Raw genomic sequence first — 20223 nt, 5'->3', positions numbered from 1 at the left:
ATACAATTAAGAAATATGGTGAGGATAATCTACAGCACTAATTACTTCGGCATTTGGTAACGCAGCTAATAATTCGGTCGCCACTGAGTCTTTCGTCGTTTCAACCGTAATAAGGATACGATCATACGCTACTGGATTGATATTATAGACAAAATTTTGAATACCTAGACCATAGTTATCTGAAAATGCCAATCCCGACTGAATCGCATGCCCCTCTGCGATCGGAGAACGTGTAATCGCACTGAATTTCACATCCGCACCTTGTTGCTGTAAATGTTCCGCCAATAAAAAAGAAGACCAAACATATTCACCACTGCCTAAAACCAAGATTCGTTCTTGTGCTTGAGCAGAGAGTCGAATATGTGCAGTTGTATCCTTTACGGGTAAGCGTCCCCATGTCGGTTGCGCTAAAGCTTCAAATTCACCAAATGCAATCGTATCGACTTTTGGCATCTCAATTTTTTTAGGATTTTCAGCATCTTGCCATTGCCATGTGCCTGTCATCAACGCCACAGATTGACACTCTAGACCTGAAATATGAATCCCTGATGACCAATCCGCTAAAGTTGCAGTCACCACATGCGAAATCTCATTTAAACCTGCATTCTGCAAAGCTGAGATGAGATTAATAAAGGTTTTCCCCGTCGAAGCTTCATCATCAACCAAAACAATACTTTTACTCGCTAAGATCTGAGCATGAATTTCTGCATCAGCTGAGCTATATAACAGTTGATCTTGCGCATGACTGTGTTCTTCTAAAAAACGAACGAGTAATGGCGCGTCTGCCACAGGATGTCGAGTCGTTGTGACATACAAAGCATCAGGATACTGTCGTTGTAACACCTGATGCACACCTGCTCCCAAACCAACGGCGGTTTCTGCCATCCCAATCACCAAAACAGGTTCAGGTAAATTTGCAGGAACTTGTTGTGCTAAATCAGTAAAAGCTTGGCGAATAATCACAGGACTCACTGGAATATGCCGCCCCAATACTTTTGATACAAATAAAAAAGCACGTTTTGGGTTAATACGTTCGGCAAAACCTAATAAATCTTGCCATTGCCATACATTATCTTTGCTAGGCTGTAAGGTTAATGTGCCGCGCTGCAATTCAATCTTAATCATAAAGCTTTATCATTCAAATCAGTAAAAGGTATATTTAGTGATCAAATCTGGAAGTTAAACTTGCAGACTTTGACTAATATTTCGAACTGTTATATTGCTAGGCATAACTTCCGCTTGGTACTCATGCTCAAGAAACTCTGAAATAAGTGCAACCACTAAATTAACACCACTATGGAAGGTGTGACTAATCCCACCTGAAGGTCGTGGATTGACTTCTAAAATATAGAGTTCACCGACATGGTTATAACGCGCTTGCATATTCACTAAACCATCACAATGAAATAAACGTGCTACGCGTCGCCCAAGATCAATCGCAGGATCATCTAAGGTTAAGGTTTGATAATCACCACGATGTTTATAACGAGCCACGGCATAACGCACTTCACCATAAACACAGAACATATCGACAGAACATTCATGCCCAGATAAAAATGGCATCACCAAATAGGCTGGGGTTTGTGTGAGCTGACGGTAACTTTCAATAAAGGTCTGTGGATGAGCTTTAAAATTTTGGCTGTTATGAAACATATCGAACGGTGTAGCATTTGGGTCTAAACGCCAAAATCCAGAAGCAAATACTCCAGTCACAGGCTTCACACAGACATCACCTTGCGCTGACCATTCATCATAAGCAGTTTGTAATTGATCCGCTGTTTCAACAGTCGTTGCAGGCACAACAGGAATATTATGCTCTGTACAAATTTGTGTAAATGCTGATTTATCATGTAGCTGCCCTACATTTTCTGCGGTATCACAGCCTGCCATTAGACGAATACCAAGCGCATCAAAACGATGCTTTTGCTCCAAATAAATACGTCCAAATCGTCCAGCAACAATCAATTTAACCTGTAAGCGCTGTGCTTGCTCCAACACCCATTCTACTCGTTCTGACAAAATAGGCTCTTGTAAGGCGATATCCGCAGCAGATGTAATTTCAGGGCGCAAATCCTGATGAGATGCAATGATATGAATCGGAAAATCTGAACGCATCTGCTTTGCAGCTAAGACCAAATCTCTTTGACAAGAATGTGCTTGAGTAAACCAAATTCCAATTGAATGCGGAGAAATAACCTTTGTTTCATCAATTTGTGGAGCATTTAAATTTAACTTTATCATTAAGAACACACTACCATCTGAACCACCACTAAACGCCCGCCATCCTGACGGGATAATAAAATTTGCTTGCCATCTGTTAATTCAATTTTTGTACCAATCGGCACGACGGTCTTCGTTGCTACATCCATCAAATCAGGTAAATTTTCATTGACCAACCACCATTGCCCTTGATGAAAAATAAAATAACCCACTCGTTTAGTTTGCTCAGCAGTCAGACGCTCATTGGGTGCAATTAAACTATTCGCATGCCACTGATACATTGACTGCCCTGTCCAGACCATTAACCGATGGTTATCAGGTCTAAAACTCCCTTCTTGACGCGCTGAATATAAATTTAAAACAGGTAATTGTCCTTTAAATTGAGTACCACAGAAAGGACATATAGGTTGTGTCGTATTATCAAAAATATACCATTTTTGACTGCAATTCGTATTTAGACAAGGTTGAATTAAATCAACTGTTTTCACCAAGGCCGTTTCCCAGTCATTTGCTGAGGGACGCTGTTGCGGTTGATGTAAACCTGTCACAAAACTTTTTAAAAATAAATCTTTAAGATAAGGGCCTGTCACATCAAAAGGAATTTTTTCTGGATCAGCCCAAGGTAAAGCACTCGGACGAACTTGACTTACTTTGACTCGATTACGATGATCCGTTGGATGTTCAATAAATAAAGCTTGTTCACCCATTGCAAGATTTTCATCTCGTTGAGGATCATTGAGATCATGCACTAACCCACCACGTAATGGATGCCGATATAACAAATACATATAAATCAATACAGCTAAGGCATGCCGATCGGTCATGATATTCGGTAAATGGCGTTTTGGGTCATCTTTTTTCAAATGATTGGTCTGTATCACTTCAGGTGCAATAAAATCAGGCGTCCCCACAACATCAGGCGGATATTTACCAGGGACAACCAAACCATCCACATCAATCACACAAGCACGACCCGTCACAGGATCAATGAGAATATTCTTATACGACAAATCAGAATGCGCTAAGCCTGCTGCATGCATACGCCGTACTGCACGGGCAATCAAAATACAAATTTTTAAATAATTCAGCCATGTACCTTTTTCTCGTTCGTCAAGGAAGCGATTTTGGTTATTGGCACTTGCGAACCACTTGCCTTCTTTTTCTTTGCCTTTAATTCCCAAAAAATCATCATTCTTCGAACCAAATTCAAAGAAAAATGCCTGTTGATAGGTCGGAGCTGTGATTCCAAGCAAACCATTATATTCCACCAAACCATCAGGCCAACAAAACACATTCTTCCAATAGTCACCACCAGCACTATTAAAAATTCCTTGCCATTTATTGCCGACAATTTCTTTCAAACGATCTTTTTGGCGCTCTAATTCTGCTTGTGATTGATAAAAACTGTTTTTCTCTTTCGTAAAAAAACAGACGACATAAGATTTATCAGGTGAAAAATACACATCTTTCATCGCACCAGAGCCAATCACTTCATCCACAAATGCAATCGACCGACCATCTAGAGTTTGACATTGAATGATTTTATTCATCTTTAACCTCTAAGTGGCTTATCATGTACATTCATTTCTGAGTTTTTTTGATCATCGTTCTCATCAACTCTTTTTTGCAATGAATCTTGCCATAAAACCGCCAAAGTACGATCATCATGATGCCCTGTACTAAAGAATTTTGACCATTCCAATAAGGCTTGATCTGGTTTCTCATGCTGCAATTTTGGCTGAATCTCTTGCCACAGCTGTTGCCATTTTTGCAGATTATTCAAGCCTGCATCTGTTTCAAAACATGGATCCGAAATACCATCGGTCATCAGAAATACCGCTTGGCAGTCTTGGAAATAACCAATATTGACTTGTGCGCTAAATTGATTGACCACTTGCCGAGATAAAAATCGAGTTTGACCTGCAAACTCTCCACCATCAGGTTTGCCCATCAATCGTATTTTATCAGGGCTATAAACAGCGATTGCACCATCCCCAATCCAAAAACTACTGATCAATGTACGTTCTGGTTGTTGCTTTACAATTGCAGCCAGTAATGTCGTAGAGAATTTTTTTAGATCCACTTGCTGCTGATGTGCTTCGTATTCAATCGCTTCAACTGCGCTCAAGGCTGCTTGATAAAATAAATCCTGCAACTGCTGACCTAAAGCTTGTAACTGCTGATCCACTTCTCCAATCTGCCAACCTGCTATCAGTTGATCTAACTGCTCTCGTTGTTGCTTTAAATGATCATGCAATACCTGTCCCATAGACTGCACTGCCAGTTGCGAACCACGCCGAGAAAAATCAGCACTCCCCGCACCATCTGCCACGATTAAAATAGCCCAATCACTATTGTCTATTTGCCTAATCAGAAAATCATCATCACGAAAAGTTCCTGCATGCTCATGTGAACGCCCTCGTTGACTAGAAGCAACGATCTTAAAATTCTCTGCTTGAATGTAATCAGAATCGCTATGACTTTTCTGATAGGGTTCATTTAAGTCAGGTTCATTGATTTGCCATAAACTTCGTGGATCAGGCGTGACAATAAAGGTAACTTCACCTTGTTGCCAATCGGCTTGTTCTTGATGGATTTTATATTGGAAATTTAACTTAAACTCACCAGCCTGCAACGGAGTTCCTTGTAACTGCTGCATGTCATGATTAAAGCACAGACCTAACTCACCTGAGATTTCAATACGATCGGCACAAATATAGACTGGTTGTTGTATAGGATGTTGCATTTGAATCTTGGCTTGATAAATCTGCCCAACACGTGCATTTGGAATCTGAAAATAAGGCATTTTTTTCACCGTTTTTACAATATCGACTGAAGTGGCATCTGCACTCAATGGATAAGGGGGAATCATCCCGCGTTGAGCATCAATCGTTGAATTAAAGTCATTGTGGTTCTTCGTATCTCGCTCAGATCGCAAGCTTTCAGCATGTGCATGAATTCCTCCATTTTCAGGTACTATTTCACGATCACACTGCTGATCGAAGCTGCTTAAACTATTTTGACAAGGTAAATAAATGGCACGTCGTCCTTGTTGCAAAATATGGTATAGCTGAGTTTGGTGAAAATATGGGAGTTGCTCACATTGAAAAGCACTCGCATCATAAATTTGTTCAGCCAAATCATAATAAGCATTATAAATACGTTTGTTTTTGAGCAACTGACTGATCCATTCTGCATTTTCGCTCAAGTCAGTTGATTGGGTTTTATCTTGTAATAATTGCGTTAATAAACCAGTGAAAGCGCTGTGTATCTCTGGATGTAAAACTTGAGACATGCTTATTCCTTATGGCTATTTTAACCACGCCCTCGTTGTACATCGAAACCATCAATTCCACCATAACCAAAGCGAATTTGGCGACGACACCATGGACAGGTTGCTTCTTCACTAAACCCGTCATAACACATCAATTGACCACAACCACACATTGCAAATGCGGTATCAGCCAAACAATGTGGACATTCAGGTGCGCCTTTTAATAAGGTTGTATTGACTTGTTGCTGATGTTGGCTCTGATCAGACCACGTAAAATAGTCTTCATCTATTTTGCAACATTCAGTTAATTGAAAATGATACAAATTAAGTTCGATATTTAAATCTTGTGGGGCTTTATACTGAATTTCTCGCTCATATTTCATCAGATAAGGACGATTGAGCTTCGCGCAACGCCCAACAAAAGTGACACAATTTTCATCCACCAAGGTATTTTTAGCAGGAAGGTCTTTCACTAATCGCATATAGCTTTCATCTAAACTTGGTAGGTGATTATGTTCTTGCCCATCACCAATACTCTTACTTTGTGCTAATACAGAAGCACTAATCCATTGGAAAAACTTTTTAAAATCATGCTCATTCAGCTCATCAAAGGCAATACAATGCTCTGTTAATTGCTTTAAAGTTTGATAATCCACATTTTTGCCCATGCCTAAGGCAATTAGAGTGCAGCGTCGAGCATATTTTTTCTGCCAACGATAAATTGCATCTTTACATTCATCTGTTGGACGACCATCTGTAAATAAATACACCACAGGTTTCCAATCACCTTTGGTGTCCTCCGTGGTTTTAATTAAATGGCGATCAAATTCATTCATTAAATGCTCTAAAGCCTTGCCTAAATGTGTACCGCCACCTAAAGGTAATTTCACAGGATAATAGGCAAATACTTCAACCAACGGAACCAGTGTTCGAACCAACCCAGCAAATGCAATTACAGAAACATAAACCGTTTCTAAAGCATAAGGATCTTTGCGCAATTGCTGCATGATTAACTGGATGCCTTGCTGCATCTGTTGGATATTCTGCCCAGCCATAGACTCAGAACAATCCAATACAAAAAAAACAGGTAAACGGCGCATCTTTTATCCTTAATGATTGATGATCGAATTACAGAACTAACTGTACTTCTGGCGGAGGTGGCGGTAATGAAATCGAACCTGAAATACCTGCACTACTACTTCCTGCGACCACACTGGCTGAGACCCATTTAAAAAATCCAGAAAATGAAGCTGCGTCCATAGTGTCCAATACCACAACCTTATCCGTGAGTTGCAATAAGTACCCTTGCTTTGCTTTCGGGCCAGCCGCACATGCCACAATACTGGCAAAATTAAATTGTTGAATCACAGGAATAACCTGTTGATAGGCATAAATATCTGAGGGTGAACCATCTGTCATGATGAAGAGTAAAGGTCGCCAATCGCCTTTCTCATCCGTTGTACTTGTTTGTACTTGTTGATTGACACATTCAGCAAGAAGCTCCAAAGCAGCCCCCATAAAGGTTGCCCCTGCACTTGGTGCCTGAATTTCAGCAAGTTGAACTTGCTCCAAAGAGGTTAAAGGCAAATAAATTTTTGCTTCTAAATCAAAAGTAATAATACTTAAATAAACACTTTCTAATGCATAAGGATCTTGACGCAATGCGCTCAGCATGGACTGCAATCCGACATTCACTGAGTGAATCGGCTCACCTCGCATAGATCCAGACGTATCCAACAAAATATAAACAGGCAAACGACGCATAGAAAGATCTCTCAGATACAGAAAACTAGGGCTTTAAAATATAAATAGCCCTAGTATTTATTAAAATATTAATCAGAATGGTTAAGCATAGTGTTTTAACCATTCAACAAAAGAGTCAGAGGATGATGCTTGCCCTACAGCATTAAATGACCAACCCGATGTTTCTCGTACCAATTCAGCAAATAATAAAGAACGTTGCTGCTCATATTGTCCTGTTCCAGACAAATCAAAACGTACCATTTCTTTACCCGTGGCATCAACAGCACGAATAAAAGCATTGTTCACTTGACCAAAATGCTGCTTATTTTCAACCGCTTTATAGATTTGAACAACAAATACAACCTTATGATATTGTTGAGATAAGTCATTTAACTTAACAATAATCTGCTCATCATCTCCATCGCCCGCACCCGTACGATTATCACCTGTTAACCAAATATGCCCCGAACCATGATATTGATTATTGAAAAACACCACATCGCCATTCTGTAAAGTCACATTCCCTTGAGCATCACGCCCTAGATTATTCACTTTACCATTTGCACCGACTAAAAATGCGATTACATCCAAGTCATAATCCGCTGTACCACCCCCAAATAATCCAAGAAAACTTTTTTTCTGCGCTTGAATATCCCAACCCAAGCCAATGGTGACTTGAGATAAATTATTTTCGGTTTTCTTTAAACTAATACCCTGACCCTTACCTAAACTAACAGCCATTTTTATGTACCCTTTTTTTTAATTTAAAAATTTATGAAGCTCTGTTATTTCTAGTGATATTTTTTGATTTGGTCGCTTTTATATCATCTAGTTTTATTTATTAGACTCACCTAACAAATAGCCAAATAAAACAGCAGAATTTTTTAAATTCTAACTGTTTATCTGACTTACATTTTCTAACACAAACGATAATTTTTATCTATAAAAATCATTAAGAAGTAGGAAATAAATACGGAGCTGTCTACCCCTTATGAGCCTAACTGAATATTTTGTAATTCTGCATCAAAAGTCTCTATTAAACTCTTAATGGTTGGCTCTTGTTGCAATAACTCGACTGCTCGATGAAATGCTTTTTCTCTACGTGCATTTTGCATAATTAAAGGCGTACTTGAACTCACTGCGCCATACTGGACATTAAATTGTGTATTTGCCCATTGTTGTTTCAATGCATCCTCAATCCCTTGTCGTAATTGCGTTAGCATCCCTTCATATTCTTGTGGGATGTGAAAGATAGATACACCATCAATCCGCCCTTGCATCACACCGTGTTGTGCTAACTCCTGAACAGCTGGTGACAACTGACTGGTTCTAAACCAATATTCCCATTTTTCCAGACTCCATTCGCCTTCTAAAACTTGCTCATGCAATTTTAAAATGTCTTGTGGCATTAAATTGCTTTGTTCTGCTTCAAGCGTTGCAACGATTGTTGTTTCAATGAAAGTATCAACCTCATGCACTACAACCTGTTCATCCCTCACTTGAATATGTTGTTCCACCTCAACCACAATATTTTGTTCGACAGGAAAAATCAAAACATCATCTGATTGCATAAGATCAAACTGAGAGTTTGGTCGCTCTAAACTCGGCTCTAAACCAATAAGCTCTCCATCCTGTGCATCAAACACCATGAGTTGATGATCTTGCATAGCAGGTTCAGGTTCAGGTTCAGGTTCAGGTTCAGGTTCAGGTTCAGGTTCAGGTTCAGGTTCAGGTTCAGGTTCAGGTTCAGGTTCAGGTTCAGGTTCAACACTAAGCACTTCCTGCTGAACTGCAAGTTGAATATTGACTGGCTGTGGCGTTTGTTGTAATTGCTGAACATGAGATGAAATTACACTCGGTTGAGGTACGTCGACATGATGAGGATTATTATTCCCCCCGACCGTGATCTCACCTACAGACAAAGGTCTAAATGCAAGCAAGCGTAAAACACACATTTCAAAACCTTGCTCTTGGGTGACAGCCAATTGCAAATCTGATCGTCCTTTACATGCAATTTGATAATAAAGCTGCAAATCTTGAGCAGAAATCAGTTTAGAAAGTTGCAAAATTTTCTGATTTATTTCTTCACTATATTTTAAAGCAAGATCAGGTAAATACTGCAACAAAGCCAGTTCATGTAACGTCGAAACCAATTGATCCAGCACCAATGACACATCTAAGGCTTGTTGCCTAAACTGTAAAAGTAACTGGCTCACACGCGCTTGCTGATTTTGGTGAATTGCCAAAATCAAATCATAAATAATGGTTCGGTCAATCAATCCCAACATGTCTTTTACATCTTGATGATGGACTGCACCCTGACCATAAGCAATCGCTTGGTCAGTTAAAGACAATGCATCTCGCAAAGAACCTTGTGCAGATTCAGCAATTTGCCAAATCGCATCCTGATCTGCATCGATATGTTCTTTACTTAAAATCTCAGTTAAATGCGTTGTAATTTCATCAACAGCTAAAGGTCGCAAGGTAAACTGTAGGCAACGTGAAATTACGGTAATAGGTAATTTTTGTGGATCTGTGGTCGCAAATAAAAATTTTACATGCTCAGGTGGTTCTTCTAGTGTTTTTAAGAGCGCATTAAATGAATGCGTTGAAAGCATATGTACTTCGTCAATCAAATAAACCTTGAAGCGACCTTGTGTCGGTGCATAAGGAACATTATCGAGTAACTCACGTGTATCTTCAACTTTGGTACGCGATGCCGCATCAATTTCAATTAAATCAATAAAACGACCTTCATTCACCGCCTTACATGTCGCGCAGACTTCACACGGCGTTGACGTTACGCCTGTCTCACAGTTCAAGCATTTGGCTAAAATACGGGCAATCGTGGTTTTTCCGACACCACGCGTTCCTGTAAACAAGTAAGCATGATGCAAGCGCCCACGTTCTAATGCGCTAGTTAAAGCACGAGAAACATGGTTTTGCCCCACTAACTCATTGAAATTACGTGGGCGGTATTTTCTTGCCAGTACTTGATACATGTATGCTCCTTTTTGCAGCTTAAGGATACTGTTTTTTTGAAAGGACTGTAAACGAATACGCTTCTAATTGATCAAGTTTAAATACATTCAATTCTTTTTAATGGCGATTTCATCACTTTTATACAAGACTTGCACCGACAATCAACTCAAGGGAGAATACACCTTAATTTTTATGTTGTTGGCTTCATTCACATGTCTCAATCTTTAACGGTATTAGGCGGCATTACCGCAGAACAATTTTTAACTGAGTATTGGCAAAAAAAACCTTTGCTTGTACGTAATGCAATGCCTGAAATTATTGGATTATTAGAACCCGATGATGTCAAAGAACTGGCTTTAGATGAAGACATAAGCGCTCGTTTAATTCGACAAAAAAATAAAAATCCAAATGAATGGCATGTAAAATCATCACCATTAACCAAAGGTGACTTCCAAAAATTACCAAATCTTTGGACAATTCTCGTTCAAGCAGTTGATCATTATTCATTTGATATTGCTGAGCTTTGGAAGAAATTTCCATTTATCCCACAATGGCGTCGTGATGACATCATGGTGTCTTATGCACCTAAAGGCGGCTCGGTCGGGAAACATTTCGACTTTTATGATGTATTTTTGGTACAAGCGCATGGTCATCGTCGTTGGCAATTGGGTCAAATGTGTGATGAATCAACCGCATTTGTCCCAGATCAACCATTAAAACTATTAACAGAAATAGATGTCCAGTTTGATGAAGTCCTTGCGCCTGGTGATTTATTGTATGTGCCACCAAGTCTTTCACACTACGGTGTTGCTGAAGATGACTGCCTCACCTTCTCTTTCGGCTTCCGTATGCCAAACCTAGCTGAAATGAGCGATCGATTGAGTGAGCAATTTGCAAAAAATTCAGCACTGAAACAACCTTTGGCAGATATTACTCGCCAAAAAACCAACAATATTGGTGAAATAAACGGTACAGAGTTCTCTTATCTAAAAACCCAATTGCTCGACTATCTCACACAAGCACCTGAGTTTGATGCAGCCATCATGGCATATATGAGTGAATCTAAATATCCGAATAGTATTCCTGAACCAGAAGAAATTGCAGTGGAGGATTTACTTGAAGTCATTCATAGTGGCTATCAATTGTTACTTGAACCTGCTTCAAAAATACTCTACCGCCAACAAAATGATTGCTTAGAATTTTGGGCAAATGGCGAGCAACTATGTATTTCTCAGACATTTGAGGCAGATCTTAAACAAATTGCCGATGGTATGAGCATTATCTTTGATGAACAATTCAATCGAACCGAAATACTCGAAGATATTGCTCAACTTTTAAATAATGCTGTACTCATGCTATTACCTCCCAGCGAATAAAACGCTGAATCAATAGCTTCGAGAATAACTAAACTATTTGTAATGATAAATTGCGTTAATCTTTTTATTACAATAGTTTAGTTGTACTTAAAAGTATCAATACTTTTATTTTTATAAGAATTACACATTAATGATTGAATACGAATAAAAAATTTATAAACTAACTACTCATAACTTAAAACATATATTACATCTAAATAATTTTTAACTAGAACGGAGAAAACCATGTTTAAAAAAGTACTACTTTGTTCGTTTATTACATCTTCAATTTTCATTCAAGCAGCAAATGCTTGTACACGCGCAGTCTATTTAGGTAGCAATGATCATATTATTACTGCTCGTACCATGGACTGGAAATCTGATGTTGGTACAAATCTATGGGTTATGCCTAGTGGCATCAGTAGAGATAGTAATGCAGGTCCCAAATCACTCAAGTGGAAATCAAAATACGGTAGTGTGATTGCTACAGGCTATGATATCTCAACCACAGATGGCATGAATGAAGCAGGTTTAGTTGCCAATGTACTATGGCTTGTAGAATCACAATATCCCGATGCCAAAAAGTCAAATAAACCTCAATTGAGTATTTCAGCATGGGCACAGTATGTCCTTGATAACTATGCTACGGTTGCTGAGGCTGTTACTGCATTAGAAAAAGAACCCTTTACCCTTATCACTGATTATGTTCCTGGCGAGAAAATTTTAACAACACTACACTTATCACTCTCAGACAAAAATGGTGATAGTGCAATCATCGAATATATTAATGGTAAACAAGTCATCCATCATGATAAAAAATATCAAGTCATGACAAACTCCCCTATTTTTGACCAACAGCTTGCACTCAATACTTATTGGAAACAAATTGGCGGTACTGTGATGCTACCTGGTACTAATAGAGCTTCAGATCGCTTTGCAAGAGCCTCTTTTTATATCAATGCAATCCCAAAAAATGATAATCCTAAAGAAGCGATTGCCTCCGTATTCAGTGTTATTCGTAATACATCCGTTCCTTTTGGCTTAAATACAGAAGAAGAACCCAATATTTCGTCAACACGATGGCGAACTGTTGCAGATCATAAACAACAGCTCTACTTCTTTGAATCTGCTGTATCACCCAACGTTTTTTGGATAGATTTAAAGAAAATCAACTTTAAAGATGGTGTCACACGTAAATTAGACTTAGGAAAAGATCAACAAAACACTTTTGCTGGGGATGCAACTGGTCAATTTAAAATCGCAAAACCATTTGAATTTCTTGGTCCTGGGTTACATCATTAATATCATTTAAGTAGAAACAAGCTTGAGAAGTTAAATATGAAAAAAGTACTATATAGTCTAAGTCTCTGCACAATAATCAGTGGCTGTAGCAGCTTACAAAATACTGCAACGCCCTCTACAACAATGGATCATCTTGCTACCGCAGGTTCCTTGAGCTGTAGAGCAAATGAGCTTTGTCCCAATGTAGTCGTTGAATGGAACAAAGAACAAAAAGACCGCTTAAACATAGACGTAGCGTTGAATAGTACTTATGAATATTATGATATTACAGGTATGACGTTTAGTGTCGATGGTAAATCATTTAACTATAGCCCTGCTGAAAAAACGCAACAGAAATATATAAATAGATTCATTCCCAAACGCTCATCAAATACCTTTATTATTCCTAGCTTATTTCTACATGAACTTAGAAATGCAAAAAATGTAGAATTATCAATTGAAACAGACCAAGGGACAATAAAACGTCCTGTTTACACACCAACCCAGCAGTCCATGCTATACCAAAACTTTGCCCGATTAATCGCAAGCCTACCAAGCACTTAATCAGCACAATTTTTTATTAATCAGTTGTTTACCTTATAGCAAATAACTGATTAATATATATCATTCTTCATAACCGCTATCTTTATATCTTTGCACTTATAAAACAAAACGATATTTGGCGTCGAGATGCTGATTACCTATGTATTATTTTTATTAATTAGTTCTATATATTCATGAGCTTAACTTTATTGATAATGATGAATTGCTAATATGATAATCAATTAAATAAATATTGTTATTTTTTTCTATGATATTTCTTCAATACCATGTAAAATTCGTGCCAAAATTGCATGATGGAATGCAAATAATGCTCATATGGCTATGAGTAAATTCGAGGCTTAGTATGTCAAAAAAAGAAGATATTATTAACACTGCATTAAAGCTTTTTAATTCACATAGCTACAATTCGATTGGGGTTGATCGAATTATTAGCGAATCTGGCGTTGCTAAAATGACATTTTATAAATATTTTCCATCTAAGGAAAAACTTATTGAGGAATGTCTACTCCAGCGAAATGCCAACCTTCAAAGCTCTTTAAATCAAACACTAGCTGAGTGTGATCCAACAAACCATCTAGAGCAAATTGAAGCAATTTTCAAATGGTACAATGCTTGGTTTAATAGCGAAGACTTCAATGGTTGTATGTTCCAAAAAGCACTCGAAGAAGTCATCAAAATCTATCCTTCTACCCTAGAACCAGCAACACAATATAAAATTTGGTTAACAAATCTTATTCAAAACTTATTGACCCATCTCGATATTCGTAACCCTACCCATTTAGCGACTTTAATTGTCAGCATCTTAGATGGAATGACAATTCAAGCGCATGTAAATAAACATTCTGTTGAAATGACTGAATATTGGATGCGAGTAGAACATTTAATTAATTTTGAGAAGTCGATGGCCTAAGGTCATCATTTTCTTGTTTGAAAACATAAAATAAAGAAGATTTTTTTGAAATTTTATGATAAAAAATAAAGCGTGATTTATAGTTATTACTGTGGCTCACGCTTGCGTCTGAGTTATAAAAAGAATAATAAAAATTATTACCCTCTGGCGGTCGTACGTATCGCACATCCCAATCCTTCTTATGCAGACAGATCGTTCTGTCTTAAATTCATTATATACAATTTCAATTAAAGAACAATAAATTTTTTAATTATTTTATATTCTTTAATTATATTAACTACATAATTTTATTGTTTAGTTAAATTAAATAAAAATTTCCATAGAACCCATTGATTACAATTTAATATCAATTTTATTTATATATATTTTCACAAAAAATCATTGTATTTATCTAGTTTTAATACACTTTTCTTGTTATCTCACCTTATACTAAGATCGGCTTAAATATGTGAGGATAATATGAAAAAAGATATAGAGATCAATGTGATGAGAGAATCTGCAAGCTCTATCGTTAATGTACTTAAGTCTCTAGCAAACACAGATCGATTAATTATTTTGTGCCATTTAAGCAAGCAAGAATTAAATGTGTCCCAGATCGAAGAAGCCACACACATTCTACAGCCTACACTTTCACAACAACTTATGATGTTAAGGAAAAGTAATGTTGTTTCTACACGCCGTGATGGCAAACAGATCTTTTATTCGATTAACGACCCTAAATTACAAGTTGTTTTAACTACACTGTATGAAAACTACTGTCCTAATATATAAGTTCTAGGTGATCACTGTCTAATTTTTATGGCACTTTCCATCAAATGCATATAAGCATTCTAAAATTGCTATAAAACACTCTCAAAACTTGTTAAGACCAATATAGGTATCTTGCTTATTTGAATAAAATACAACCATAGTTCTATTTCTAGATTTTAATCTTATCAATAGGTTAAAAAAATAACGTTATCTCTCTGTTCTACGTTCCAATAGCAAAATGAAGTCAATAGATCTTTTTTTATACAAAAAGATCTATTGCATTTTTACAAAAGACTTTTAAAAACATTATTTTAATTTTTACACTACTTTTAAAGCAATTCACTCATCAAAAAAGTTAAAAAAAACAGATGGCTTAGGTATAGAATACGGCGCTTGTTTAACCTTAAACCAATTATATGTTTAATATATTGTCTCGCTTGAGCTTAGTCAGCAAAATTATTATTGCTATCTTTTTAGGAATTGGTGTGGCATTGCTATTTCCTAACTTTACACCTTATTTAAGTTTATTAGGTGAATTGTTCATTAAGGCATTGAAGTCGGTTGCACCTATTCTTGTTTTTGTTTTAGTCCTTGCATCAATTGCTAATTTCAAAATTGGACAAAACGCCAACTTAAAGCCTGTCATGATTTTATATGTCGTCGGAATGCTGCTCGCAGCATTTAGTGCTGTTATTGCAAGTATCGTATTCCCAAGTCAACTATTCCTAAATTTGTCAACTCAACCTGCCCTACAAGCACCTGGTAGTCTGACCGAAATCTTAAAGAATCTACTGCTGAGTTTTATTGCCAATCCTGTACAAGCAATCAGTGAAGCCAACTTTATTGGTATTTTAGCTTGGGCAATTGGCTTAGGTTTGGCATTACGTCATAGTTCTGAGACAACCAAACAAGTTCTGACTGATGTTGCTGATGCAGTCAACAAAATTATTCATACGGTCATTGGCTTTGCACCTATCGGAATTTTTGGCTTAGTTGCAGTAACATTTGCAGATGCAGGTTTAGCAACACTATCAAGCTATGCACATCTGCTAATTGTATTGATTGGCACGATGCTATTCGTTGCTTTAATCATTAACCCTGCATTAGTTGCCTTCACAATGCGAGCTAATCCTTATCCACTGGTATTTAAATGCTTAAAAGAAAGTGGAATTACTGCATTTTTCACGCGTAGCTCGGCTGCAAATATTCCTGTAAATCTAGATTTAGCTCAGCGTTTAGGTGTCAATGAAGCAACGGCGAGTGTCTCTATTCCTCTCGGTGCAACGGTAAACATGGCTGGTGCCGCAGTGACAATTACCGTATTAACGCTTGCAACTGTTCATACACTCGGAATTCACGTTGATTTAAGTACCATGATTATTCTGTCTGTTGTCGCAACAGTTTCGGCATGTGGTGCATCTGGTGTTGCAGGCGGTTCATTGCTTCTCATCCCTGTTGCTTGCAGCTTGTTTGGTATATCATCTGAAATTGCAATGCAAGTGGTTGCGATTGGTATGATTATCAGCGTATTACAAGATTCAACTGAAACTGCTCTTAATTCTTCAACCGACGTTTTATTCACTGCTGCTGTAGATTTCCGAAACCGAAAAAATTAGTAGATTGTTATGCCCTTACAACGTTTACCAAACTGGATTCAACTTGGTGCTTTTTTACTTGCATTAAATGCTGGTATGGTGAACGTTTTAGGATTATTTACAGTTCTACACCAATCTGTTTCACATATGACAGGTAATGTCAGCATGCTTGCGATGAGTCTTTTAGACTGGCAACCAGAGCATTTTATTTACCTAAGTTTAGTGATTGTTTGTTTTGTCATTGGATCATTCTACAGCGGCTTAATTCTTGGTAATAGCAACGTCGCATTTGGTCGCCATTATGGTTTTCCTCTCAGTTTAGTTGCTGCATTTCTATTTCTGACATGGTTACTACTCCCTTACTTTCCACGTTATGGCTTGCTGTGGGCATGTGGGGCAATGGGTGTACAAAATGCAATGGTCAGTCACTATAAAGGAGCGATTATCCGCACCACCCATTTATCAGGTGTCTTGACTGACATTGGTTTGACCTTAGGCTATAAAGCCCGTGGTCTAAAAATTGAAAATCGGCGTATTTTTTTACATTTACTCATTTTTATTGGCTTTTTTGTCGGTGGACTGATTGCGAGTTTGCTTTATCCTTCTTTAAAATTACAAACCTTTCTCATACCAGCAAGCCTCAGTCTTATCATGAGCATGGCTTATTGGGTAGTCTACTTTCGTTCTTCATTCAACTCAAATTCGGATTGAATTATGGTTAAAAATGCATTGCAAGCTCAGTTACTAAAGGCTGGTTTAGTCGATAACAAAAAGGCAAAAAAATTAACCAAACAAGTGCAACATGAGCAACGTACTGGGAAAAATGATGATGCTGCTTTAAAAGCGGACATTGATCGAGTAAACCAAGAAAAACTAGCCAAAGATCAAGCATTGAATTTAGAAAAGCAGAAAATCTTAGAAGAAAAAGCATTAAAAGCTTCAATCATTCAAATGATTAAACAGCACAAGATCGCCCAAACTGAAGGTGATGTTAGCTATCAGTTTATTGATGAAGGTAAAATTAAAAAGGTTTACCTCTCGCAACAAGTTTATAATGCATTAGTTACAGGTTCGTTAGTGATTGCTAAAGATCAAGATAAATATGCTTATCTTCCTAAGGCACTTGCAGAGAAAATTGATCAAAAAATGCAAGGCTTTATCTTAGTCAACAATAACACTGAGAAAAATGATCAATCGACGAATGAAGAAGATCCATATGCAGCGTATGTCATTCCAGATGATTTAATGTGGTAAATCATAATTCAGTTCTGTAATACAACCTTACAGATCGTATGTGAAATGTGATCAATTTATCATATTCATGTTTAACACCTTACAATTGTACAAGTATCAATTGTAAGGTGTTTGGATTTGGATTATTTAGGTTCTATAAGTGAAATTCAAAATGAATTGAGCCAATACCCGTGGTTAGAAATGCTCATTTCATTGACAATTTTAATTTTTTTCGCAGCTTTAGCAAATTTCATTGCCAAAAAAATCATTGTTCGTGGTATTCGCCACTTTATTACAAAACTTAAATCTCCTCATCAATCAATCTTTGCACAGCATAGTGTTACTCGACGATTTGCGAACATTGTCCCAGCAATTGTGATGATGAATGGGATCACTACGATTCCACACCTCCCCTCAAAAGCAATCACATTTATACAAATGGGGGCTCAGGCATTTATTTTTCTTACACTTGCCTTGACGATTAGTGAAGCACTGAATATTTTTAATCTGGTTTACCAACGTAACCCGAAATCTAGAAACAAACCTATTAAAGGTTATTTGCAACTGATAAAACTGATTTTATTCGTTGTATGTGGTCTTATGATTTTGGGTACTTTCCTCAAGAAAGATGTATTCACCCTGCTCGCTGGCTTTGGTGCTATGGCAGCAGTCTTGATGTTGGTATTTCAAAATACCATTCTTTCTCTCGTTGCAAGTGTACAGATCGCATCTTATGACATGGTTCGTATTGGTGATTGGATTGAGATGCCATCTTTGAATGCTGATGGTGATGTCATTGATATGTCTTTACATACAGTGACTGTACAAAACTTTGATAAAACCCTCACCACGATCCCAACCAATAAACTCGTTACGGATACATTCAGAAATTGGCGTGGTATGAGTAATTCAGGCTGCCGCCGTATCAAACGTACACTCTTGATTGACCAAAGTAGTGTCCACTTCATGACAGATGCTGAACAACGAAAACTGAAAGATTTTTTACTTTTAGACCAATATCTCGATGCAAAACAGTCAGAAATTGAAAAGTTCAATCACCATTTGAGTAACCAATCGGAATATAACCAACGCCGTTTAACCAATTTAGGAACTTTCAGAGCTTATGTAGAGTTCTACTTACGCCAACATCATGGTATTGCTCAGAATCAAACTATTTTAGTTCGTCAGTTGCAACCAACTAGCGAAGGCTTACCCCTAGAAATCTATGCGTTCACAAATACCATTGCATGGGCATCTTATGAAGCCATTCAATCGGACATCTTCGATCATTTAATTGCGATTACCCCTGAATTTGGCTTACGAATTTACCAAGCACCTTCAGGTTATGACTTTCAAGCTTACACTCCTATGAAAGATGCACAAACCTAATACGGCCCTTCGTTTTAAGGCTTTATCCGTTAAAGTAATAAAGCCTTAAAACTATTTCAAAATATAAAGTTTCAAATCAAATTAGTGATGTTCCGATCTTATTCATAATAAAGTTAATTTTTCAAAACTTCCTATCAAACCTTAGAATAGGATGAGTAGAATTTTTCTGTTTGAAACTCAATTGTTTATAGAAATTATGAAAAGAATAAAGATAAGGAATCCGCCATTGTTCTGGTTTCCAAGGCAAATTCTGTTCAAAATACATCATAAAAGTAAAGAGTGGCATCAGATACATCGTATGTTGCATCGTTACCAATGAAATCCACATGAGTGGCCAACAAGTACCTACACAGTAAAATGCTTTCTTCAAACCATAGCTAAAACAATCAATCACTGATTGGAAACCAAAAGGATTAATCATTGGTGGTATATGGCATCTATTCAGGCTCATTTGTTTCCACGGTGTTGCTTGCCAAAACAATAAAATAACCAATATACAGCCTAAAACCAGTTCCTTTGAGCTATCTAAAATACTATTCAAGATTTCTGTTAGGAATAAAAGTACAATACCTATGAACGTCCAAAAAACGATATAACCTATAAAAAATGCGGTTAAACCCATATATCTTTTTCGTGGAAAATTTTTCCGCCAAATCGCCAAGACTGCATCTGACAGCAAAGGAAACATCATCGCAATCAGCATTAAGAACCAATGTATGTTTATGGTCTGCATAATAACAGACCATAAACCATTTCGCTGATGGGTATGAATATGATGATGAGCATGTCCATGTACAGGTATATTGAATTCAACCATAACGATGGGCTGTAGTAATAAAAACAACCAAACCAGCAATCCAATACATAACAATATTGAAAATGGCGGACGTTTGAGTATTGAAAAATATACCTGTAATTTCATGATGA

18 protein-coding genes are annotated in these 20223 nt (G+C 37.4%); 9 read left to right on the top strand and 9 right to left on the bottom strand.

The features are described from left to right. Window positions 1–6: 6 nt before the first annotated feature. The 8 genes from MMP60_RS10955 to dnaX form a co-directional block, all read right to left on the bottom strand. Window positions 7–1125 carry a phosphoribosyltransferase domain-containing protein gene (locus MMP60_RS10955; RefSeq protein ID WP_241336291.1) on the bottom strand — a complete coding sequence of 373 codons (1119 nt, stop codon included), beginning with the start codon at window positions 1123–1125 and terminating at the stop codon, window positions 7–9. 54 nt (window positions 1126–1179) lie between these two features. Beyond that, window positions 1180–2241 (bottom strand): ATP-grasp domain-containing protein, encoded by a 1062-nt coding sequence (locus MMP60_RS10950; RefSeq protein ID WP_241336290.1) that lies wholly within the window; start codon window positions 2239–2241, stop codon window positions 1180–1182. Then, window positions 2241–3770: a lipopolysaccharide kinase InaA family protein gene (locus tag MMP60_RS10945; protein ID WP_241336289.1), complete on the bottom strand. Its 1530-nt coding sequence runs from the start codon at window positions 3768–3770 to the stop codon at window positions 2241–2243. Before MMP60_RS10945 ends, MMP60_RS10950 begins: the two co-directional genes overlap by 1 nt. A gap of 2 nt (window positions 3771–3772) precedes the next feature. Continuing rightward, the gene (locus tag MMP60_RS10940) at window positions 3773–5515 is read right to left on the bottom strand and encodes a PP2C family serine/threonine-protein phosphatase (protein ID WP_241336288.1); all 1743 of its coding nucleotides are present in this window, start codon (window positions 5513–5515) and stop codon (window positions 3773–3775) included. A 20-nt stretch (window positions 5516–5535) separates the two neighbouring features. Next, window positions 5536–6594 carry a TerY-C metal binding domain-containing protein gene (locus MMP60_RS10935; protein WP_241336287.1) on the bottom strand — a complete coding sequence of 353 codons (1059 nt, stop codon included), beginning with the start codon at window positions 6592–6594 and terminating at the stop codon, window positions 5536–5538. A gap of 28 nt (window positions 6595–6622) precedes the next feature. After that, window positions 6623–7258: a VWA domain-containing protein gene (locus tag MMP60_RS10930; RefSeq protein ID WP_241336286.1), complete on the bottom strand. Its 636-nt coding sequence runs from the start codon at window positions 7256–7258 to the stop codon at window positions 6623–6625. Between the two features lie 81 nt (window positions 7259–7339). After that, complete coding sequence (locus MMP60_RS10925) at window positions 7340–7978, bottom strand: TerD family protein (protein WP_241336285.1); 639 nt, start codon at window positions 7976–7978, stop codon at window positions 7340–7342. A 248-nt stretch (window positions 7979–8226) separates the two neighbouring features. Next, complete coding sequence (gene dnaX, locus MMP60_RS10920; protein WP_241336284.1) at window positions 8227–10239, bottom strand: DNA polymerase III subunit gamma/tau; 2013 nt, start codon at window positions 10237–10239, stop codon at window positions 8227–8229. A 192-nt stretch (window positions 10240–10431) separates the two neighbouring features. Between dnaX and MMP60_RS10915 the strand changes: the two genes are divergently transcribed. The 9 genes from MMP60_RS10915 (at window position 10432) to MMP60_RS10875 (ending at window position 19296) form a co-directional block, all read left to right on the top strand. Further along, on the top strand, window positions 10432–11595 hold the full coding sequence (locus tag MMP60_RS10915) for a cupin domain-containing protein (protein WP_241336283.1): 1164 nt from the start codon (window positions 10432–10434) through the stop codon (window positions 11593–11595). A 225-nt stretch (window positions 11596–11820) separates the two neighbouring features. Beyond that, window positions 11821–12876, top strand: coding sequence for a linear amide C-N hydrolase (locus MMP60_RS10910; RefSeq protein ID WP_241336282.1), 1056 nt, complete (start codon window positions 11821–11823; stop codon window positions 12874–12876). 36 nt (window positions 12877–12912) lie between these two features. Continuing rightward, complete coding sequence (locus MMP60_RS10905) at window positions 12913–13419, top strand: hypothetical protein (RefSeq protein ID WP_241336281.1); 507 nt, start codon at window positions 12913–12915, stop codon at window positions 13417–13419. Between the two features lie 343 nt (window positions 13420–13762). Next, on the top strand, window positions 13763–14329 hold the full coding sequence (locus MMP60_RS10900) for a TetR/AcrR family transcriptional regulator (RefSeq protein ID WP_241336280.1): 567 nt from the start codon (window positions 13763–13765) through the stop codon (window positions 14327–14329). Window positions 14330–14788: 459 nt separating this feature from the next. Next, the gene (locus MMP60_RS10895) at window positions 14789–15100 is read left to right on the top strand and encodes a metalloregulator ArsR/SmtB family transcription factor (RefSeq protein ID WP_241336279.1); all 312 of its coding nucleotides are present in this window, start codon (window positions 14789–14791) and stop codon (window positions 15098–15100) included. A gap of 395 nt (window positions 15101–15495) precedes the next feature. Continuing rightward, complete coding sequence (gene sstT, locus MMP60_RS10890; protein WP_241336278.1) at window positions 15496–16695, top strand: serine/threonine transporter SstT; 1200 nt, start codon at window positions 15496–15498, stop codon at window positions 16693–16695. Between the two features lie 9 nt (window positions 16696–16704). Beyond that, window positions 16705–17385 carry a YoaK family protein gene (locus MMP60_RS10885; RefSeq protein ID WP_241336277.1) on the top strand — a complete coding sequence of 227 codons (681 nt, stop codon included), beginning with the start codon at window positions 16705–16707 and terminating at the stop codon, window positions 17383–17385. 3 nt (window positions 17386–17388) lie between these two features. Then, the gene (locus tag MMP60_RS10880) at window positions 17389–17928 is read left to right on the top strand and encodes a DUF2058 domain-containing protein (protein ID WP_241336276.1); all 540 of its coding nucleotides are present in this window, start codon (window positions 17389–17391) and stop codon (window positions 17926–17928) included. A 117-nt stretch (window positions 17929–18045) separates the two neighbouring features. Further along, complete coding sequence (locus tag MMP60_RS10875; protein ID WP_241336275.1) at window positions 18046–19296, top strand: mechanosensitive ion channel domain-containing protein; 1251 nt, start codon at window positions 18046–18048, stop codon at window positions 19294–19296. A 121-nt stretch (window positions 19297–19417) separates the two neighbouring features. On the opposite strand, the gene MMP60_RS10870 is transcribed toward MMP60_RS10875, so the two are convergent. Then, window positions 19418–20218, bottom strand: coding sequence for a DUF2182 domain-containing protein (locus MMP60_RS10870; protein ID WP_241336274.1), 801 nt, complete (start codon window positions 20216–20218; stop codon window positions 19418–19420). Window positions 20219–20223: the final 5 nt, after the last annotated feature.

Origin of the sequence: Acinetobacter sp. ANC 4805, assembly GCF_022549495.1 — a bacterium.
In the GTDB taxonomy this organism is placed as follows: Bacteria; Pseudomonadota; Gammaproteobacteria; order Pseudomonadales; family Moraxellaceae; genus Acinetobacter.
The sequence above is the reverse complement of the archived record's forward strand: the minus strand, read 5'-3'. Positions and strand labels throughout refer to the sequence as shown.

What these genes read in the sequence shown, in the direction of transcription:
- MMP60_RS10910 (WP_241336282.1), top strand. Translation starts at nt 11,821, where the DNA reads ATGTTTAAAAAAGTACTACTTTGTTCGTTTATTACATCTTCAATTTTC.
- MMP60_RS10945 (WP_241336289.1), bottom strand. Translation starts at nt 3,770, where the DNA reads ATGAATAAAATCATTCAATGTCAAACTCTAGATGGTCGGTCGATTGCA.
- MMP60_RS10955 (WP_241336291.1), bottom strand. Translation starts at nt 1,125, where the DNA reads ATGATTAAGATTGAATTGCAGCGCGGCACATTAACCTTACAGCCTAGC.
- MMP60_RS10895 (WP_241336279.1), top strand. Translation starts at nt 14,789, where the DNA reads ATGAAAAAAGATATAGAGATCAATGTGATGAGAGAATCTGCAAGCTCT.
- MMP60_RS10870 (WP_241336274.1), bottom strand. Translation starts at nt 20,218, where the DNA reads ATGAAATTACAGGTATATTTTTCAATACTCAAACGTCCGCCATTTTCA.
- MMP60_RS10950 (WP_241336290.1), bottom strand. Translation starts at nt 2,241, where the DNA reads ATGATAAAGTTAAATTTAAATGCTCCACAAATTGATGAAACAAAGGTT.
- dnaX (WP_241336284.1), bottom strand. Translation starts at nt 10,239, where the DNA reads ATGTATCAAGTACTGGCAAGAAAATACCGCCCACGTAATTTCAATGAG.
- MMP60_RS10940 (WP_241336288.1), bottom strand. Translation starts at nt 5,515, where the DNA reads ATGTCTCAAGTTTTACATCCAGAGATACACAGCGCTTTCACTGGTTTA.
- MMP60_RS10915 (WP_241336283.1), top strand. Translation starts at nt 10,432, where the DNA reads ATGTCTCAATCTTTAACGGTATTAGGCGGCATTACCGCAGAACAATTT.
- MMP60_RS10935 (WP_241336287.1), bottom strand. Translation starts at nt 6,594, where the DNA reads ATGCGCCGTTTACCTGTTTTTTTTGTATTGGATTGTTCTGAGTCTATG.
- MMP60_RS10905 (WP_241336281.1), top strand. Translation starts at nt 12,913, where the DNA reads ATGAAAAAAGTACTATATAGTCTAAGTCTCTGCACAATAATCAGTGGC.
- MMP60_RS10930 (WP_241336286.1), bottom strand. Translation starts at nt 7,258, where the DNA reads ATGCGTCGTTTGCCTGTTTATATTTTGTTGGATACGTCTGGATCTATG.
- MMP60_RS10925 (WP_241336285.1), bottom strand. Translation starts at nt 7,978, where the DNA reads ATGGCTGTTAGTTTAGGTAAGGGTCAGGGTATTAGTTTAAAGAAAACC.
- MMP60_RS10885 (WP_241336277.1), top strand. Translation starts at nt 16,705, where the DNA reads ATGCCCTTACAACGTTTACCAAACTGGATTCAACTTGGTGCTTTTTTA.
- MMP60_RS10880 (WP_241336276.1), top strand. Translation starts at nt 17,389, where the DNA reads ATGGTTAAAAATGCATTGCAAGCTCAGTTACTAAAGGCTGGTTTAGTC.
- MMP60_RS10900 (WP_241336280.1), top strand. Translation starts at nt 13,763, where the DNA reads ATGTCAAAAAAAGAAGATATTATTAACACTGCATTAAAGCTTTTTAAT.
- sstT (WP_241336278.1), top strand. Translation starts at nt 15,496, where the DNA reads ATGTTTAATATATTGTCTCGCTTGAGCTTAGTCAGCAAAATTATTATT.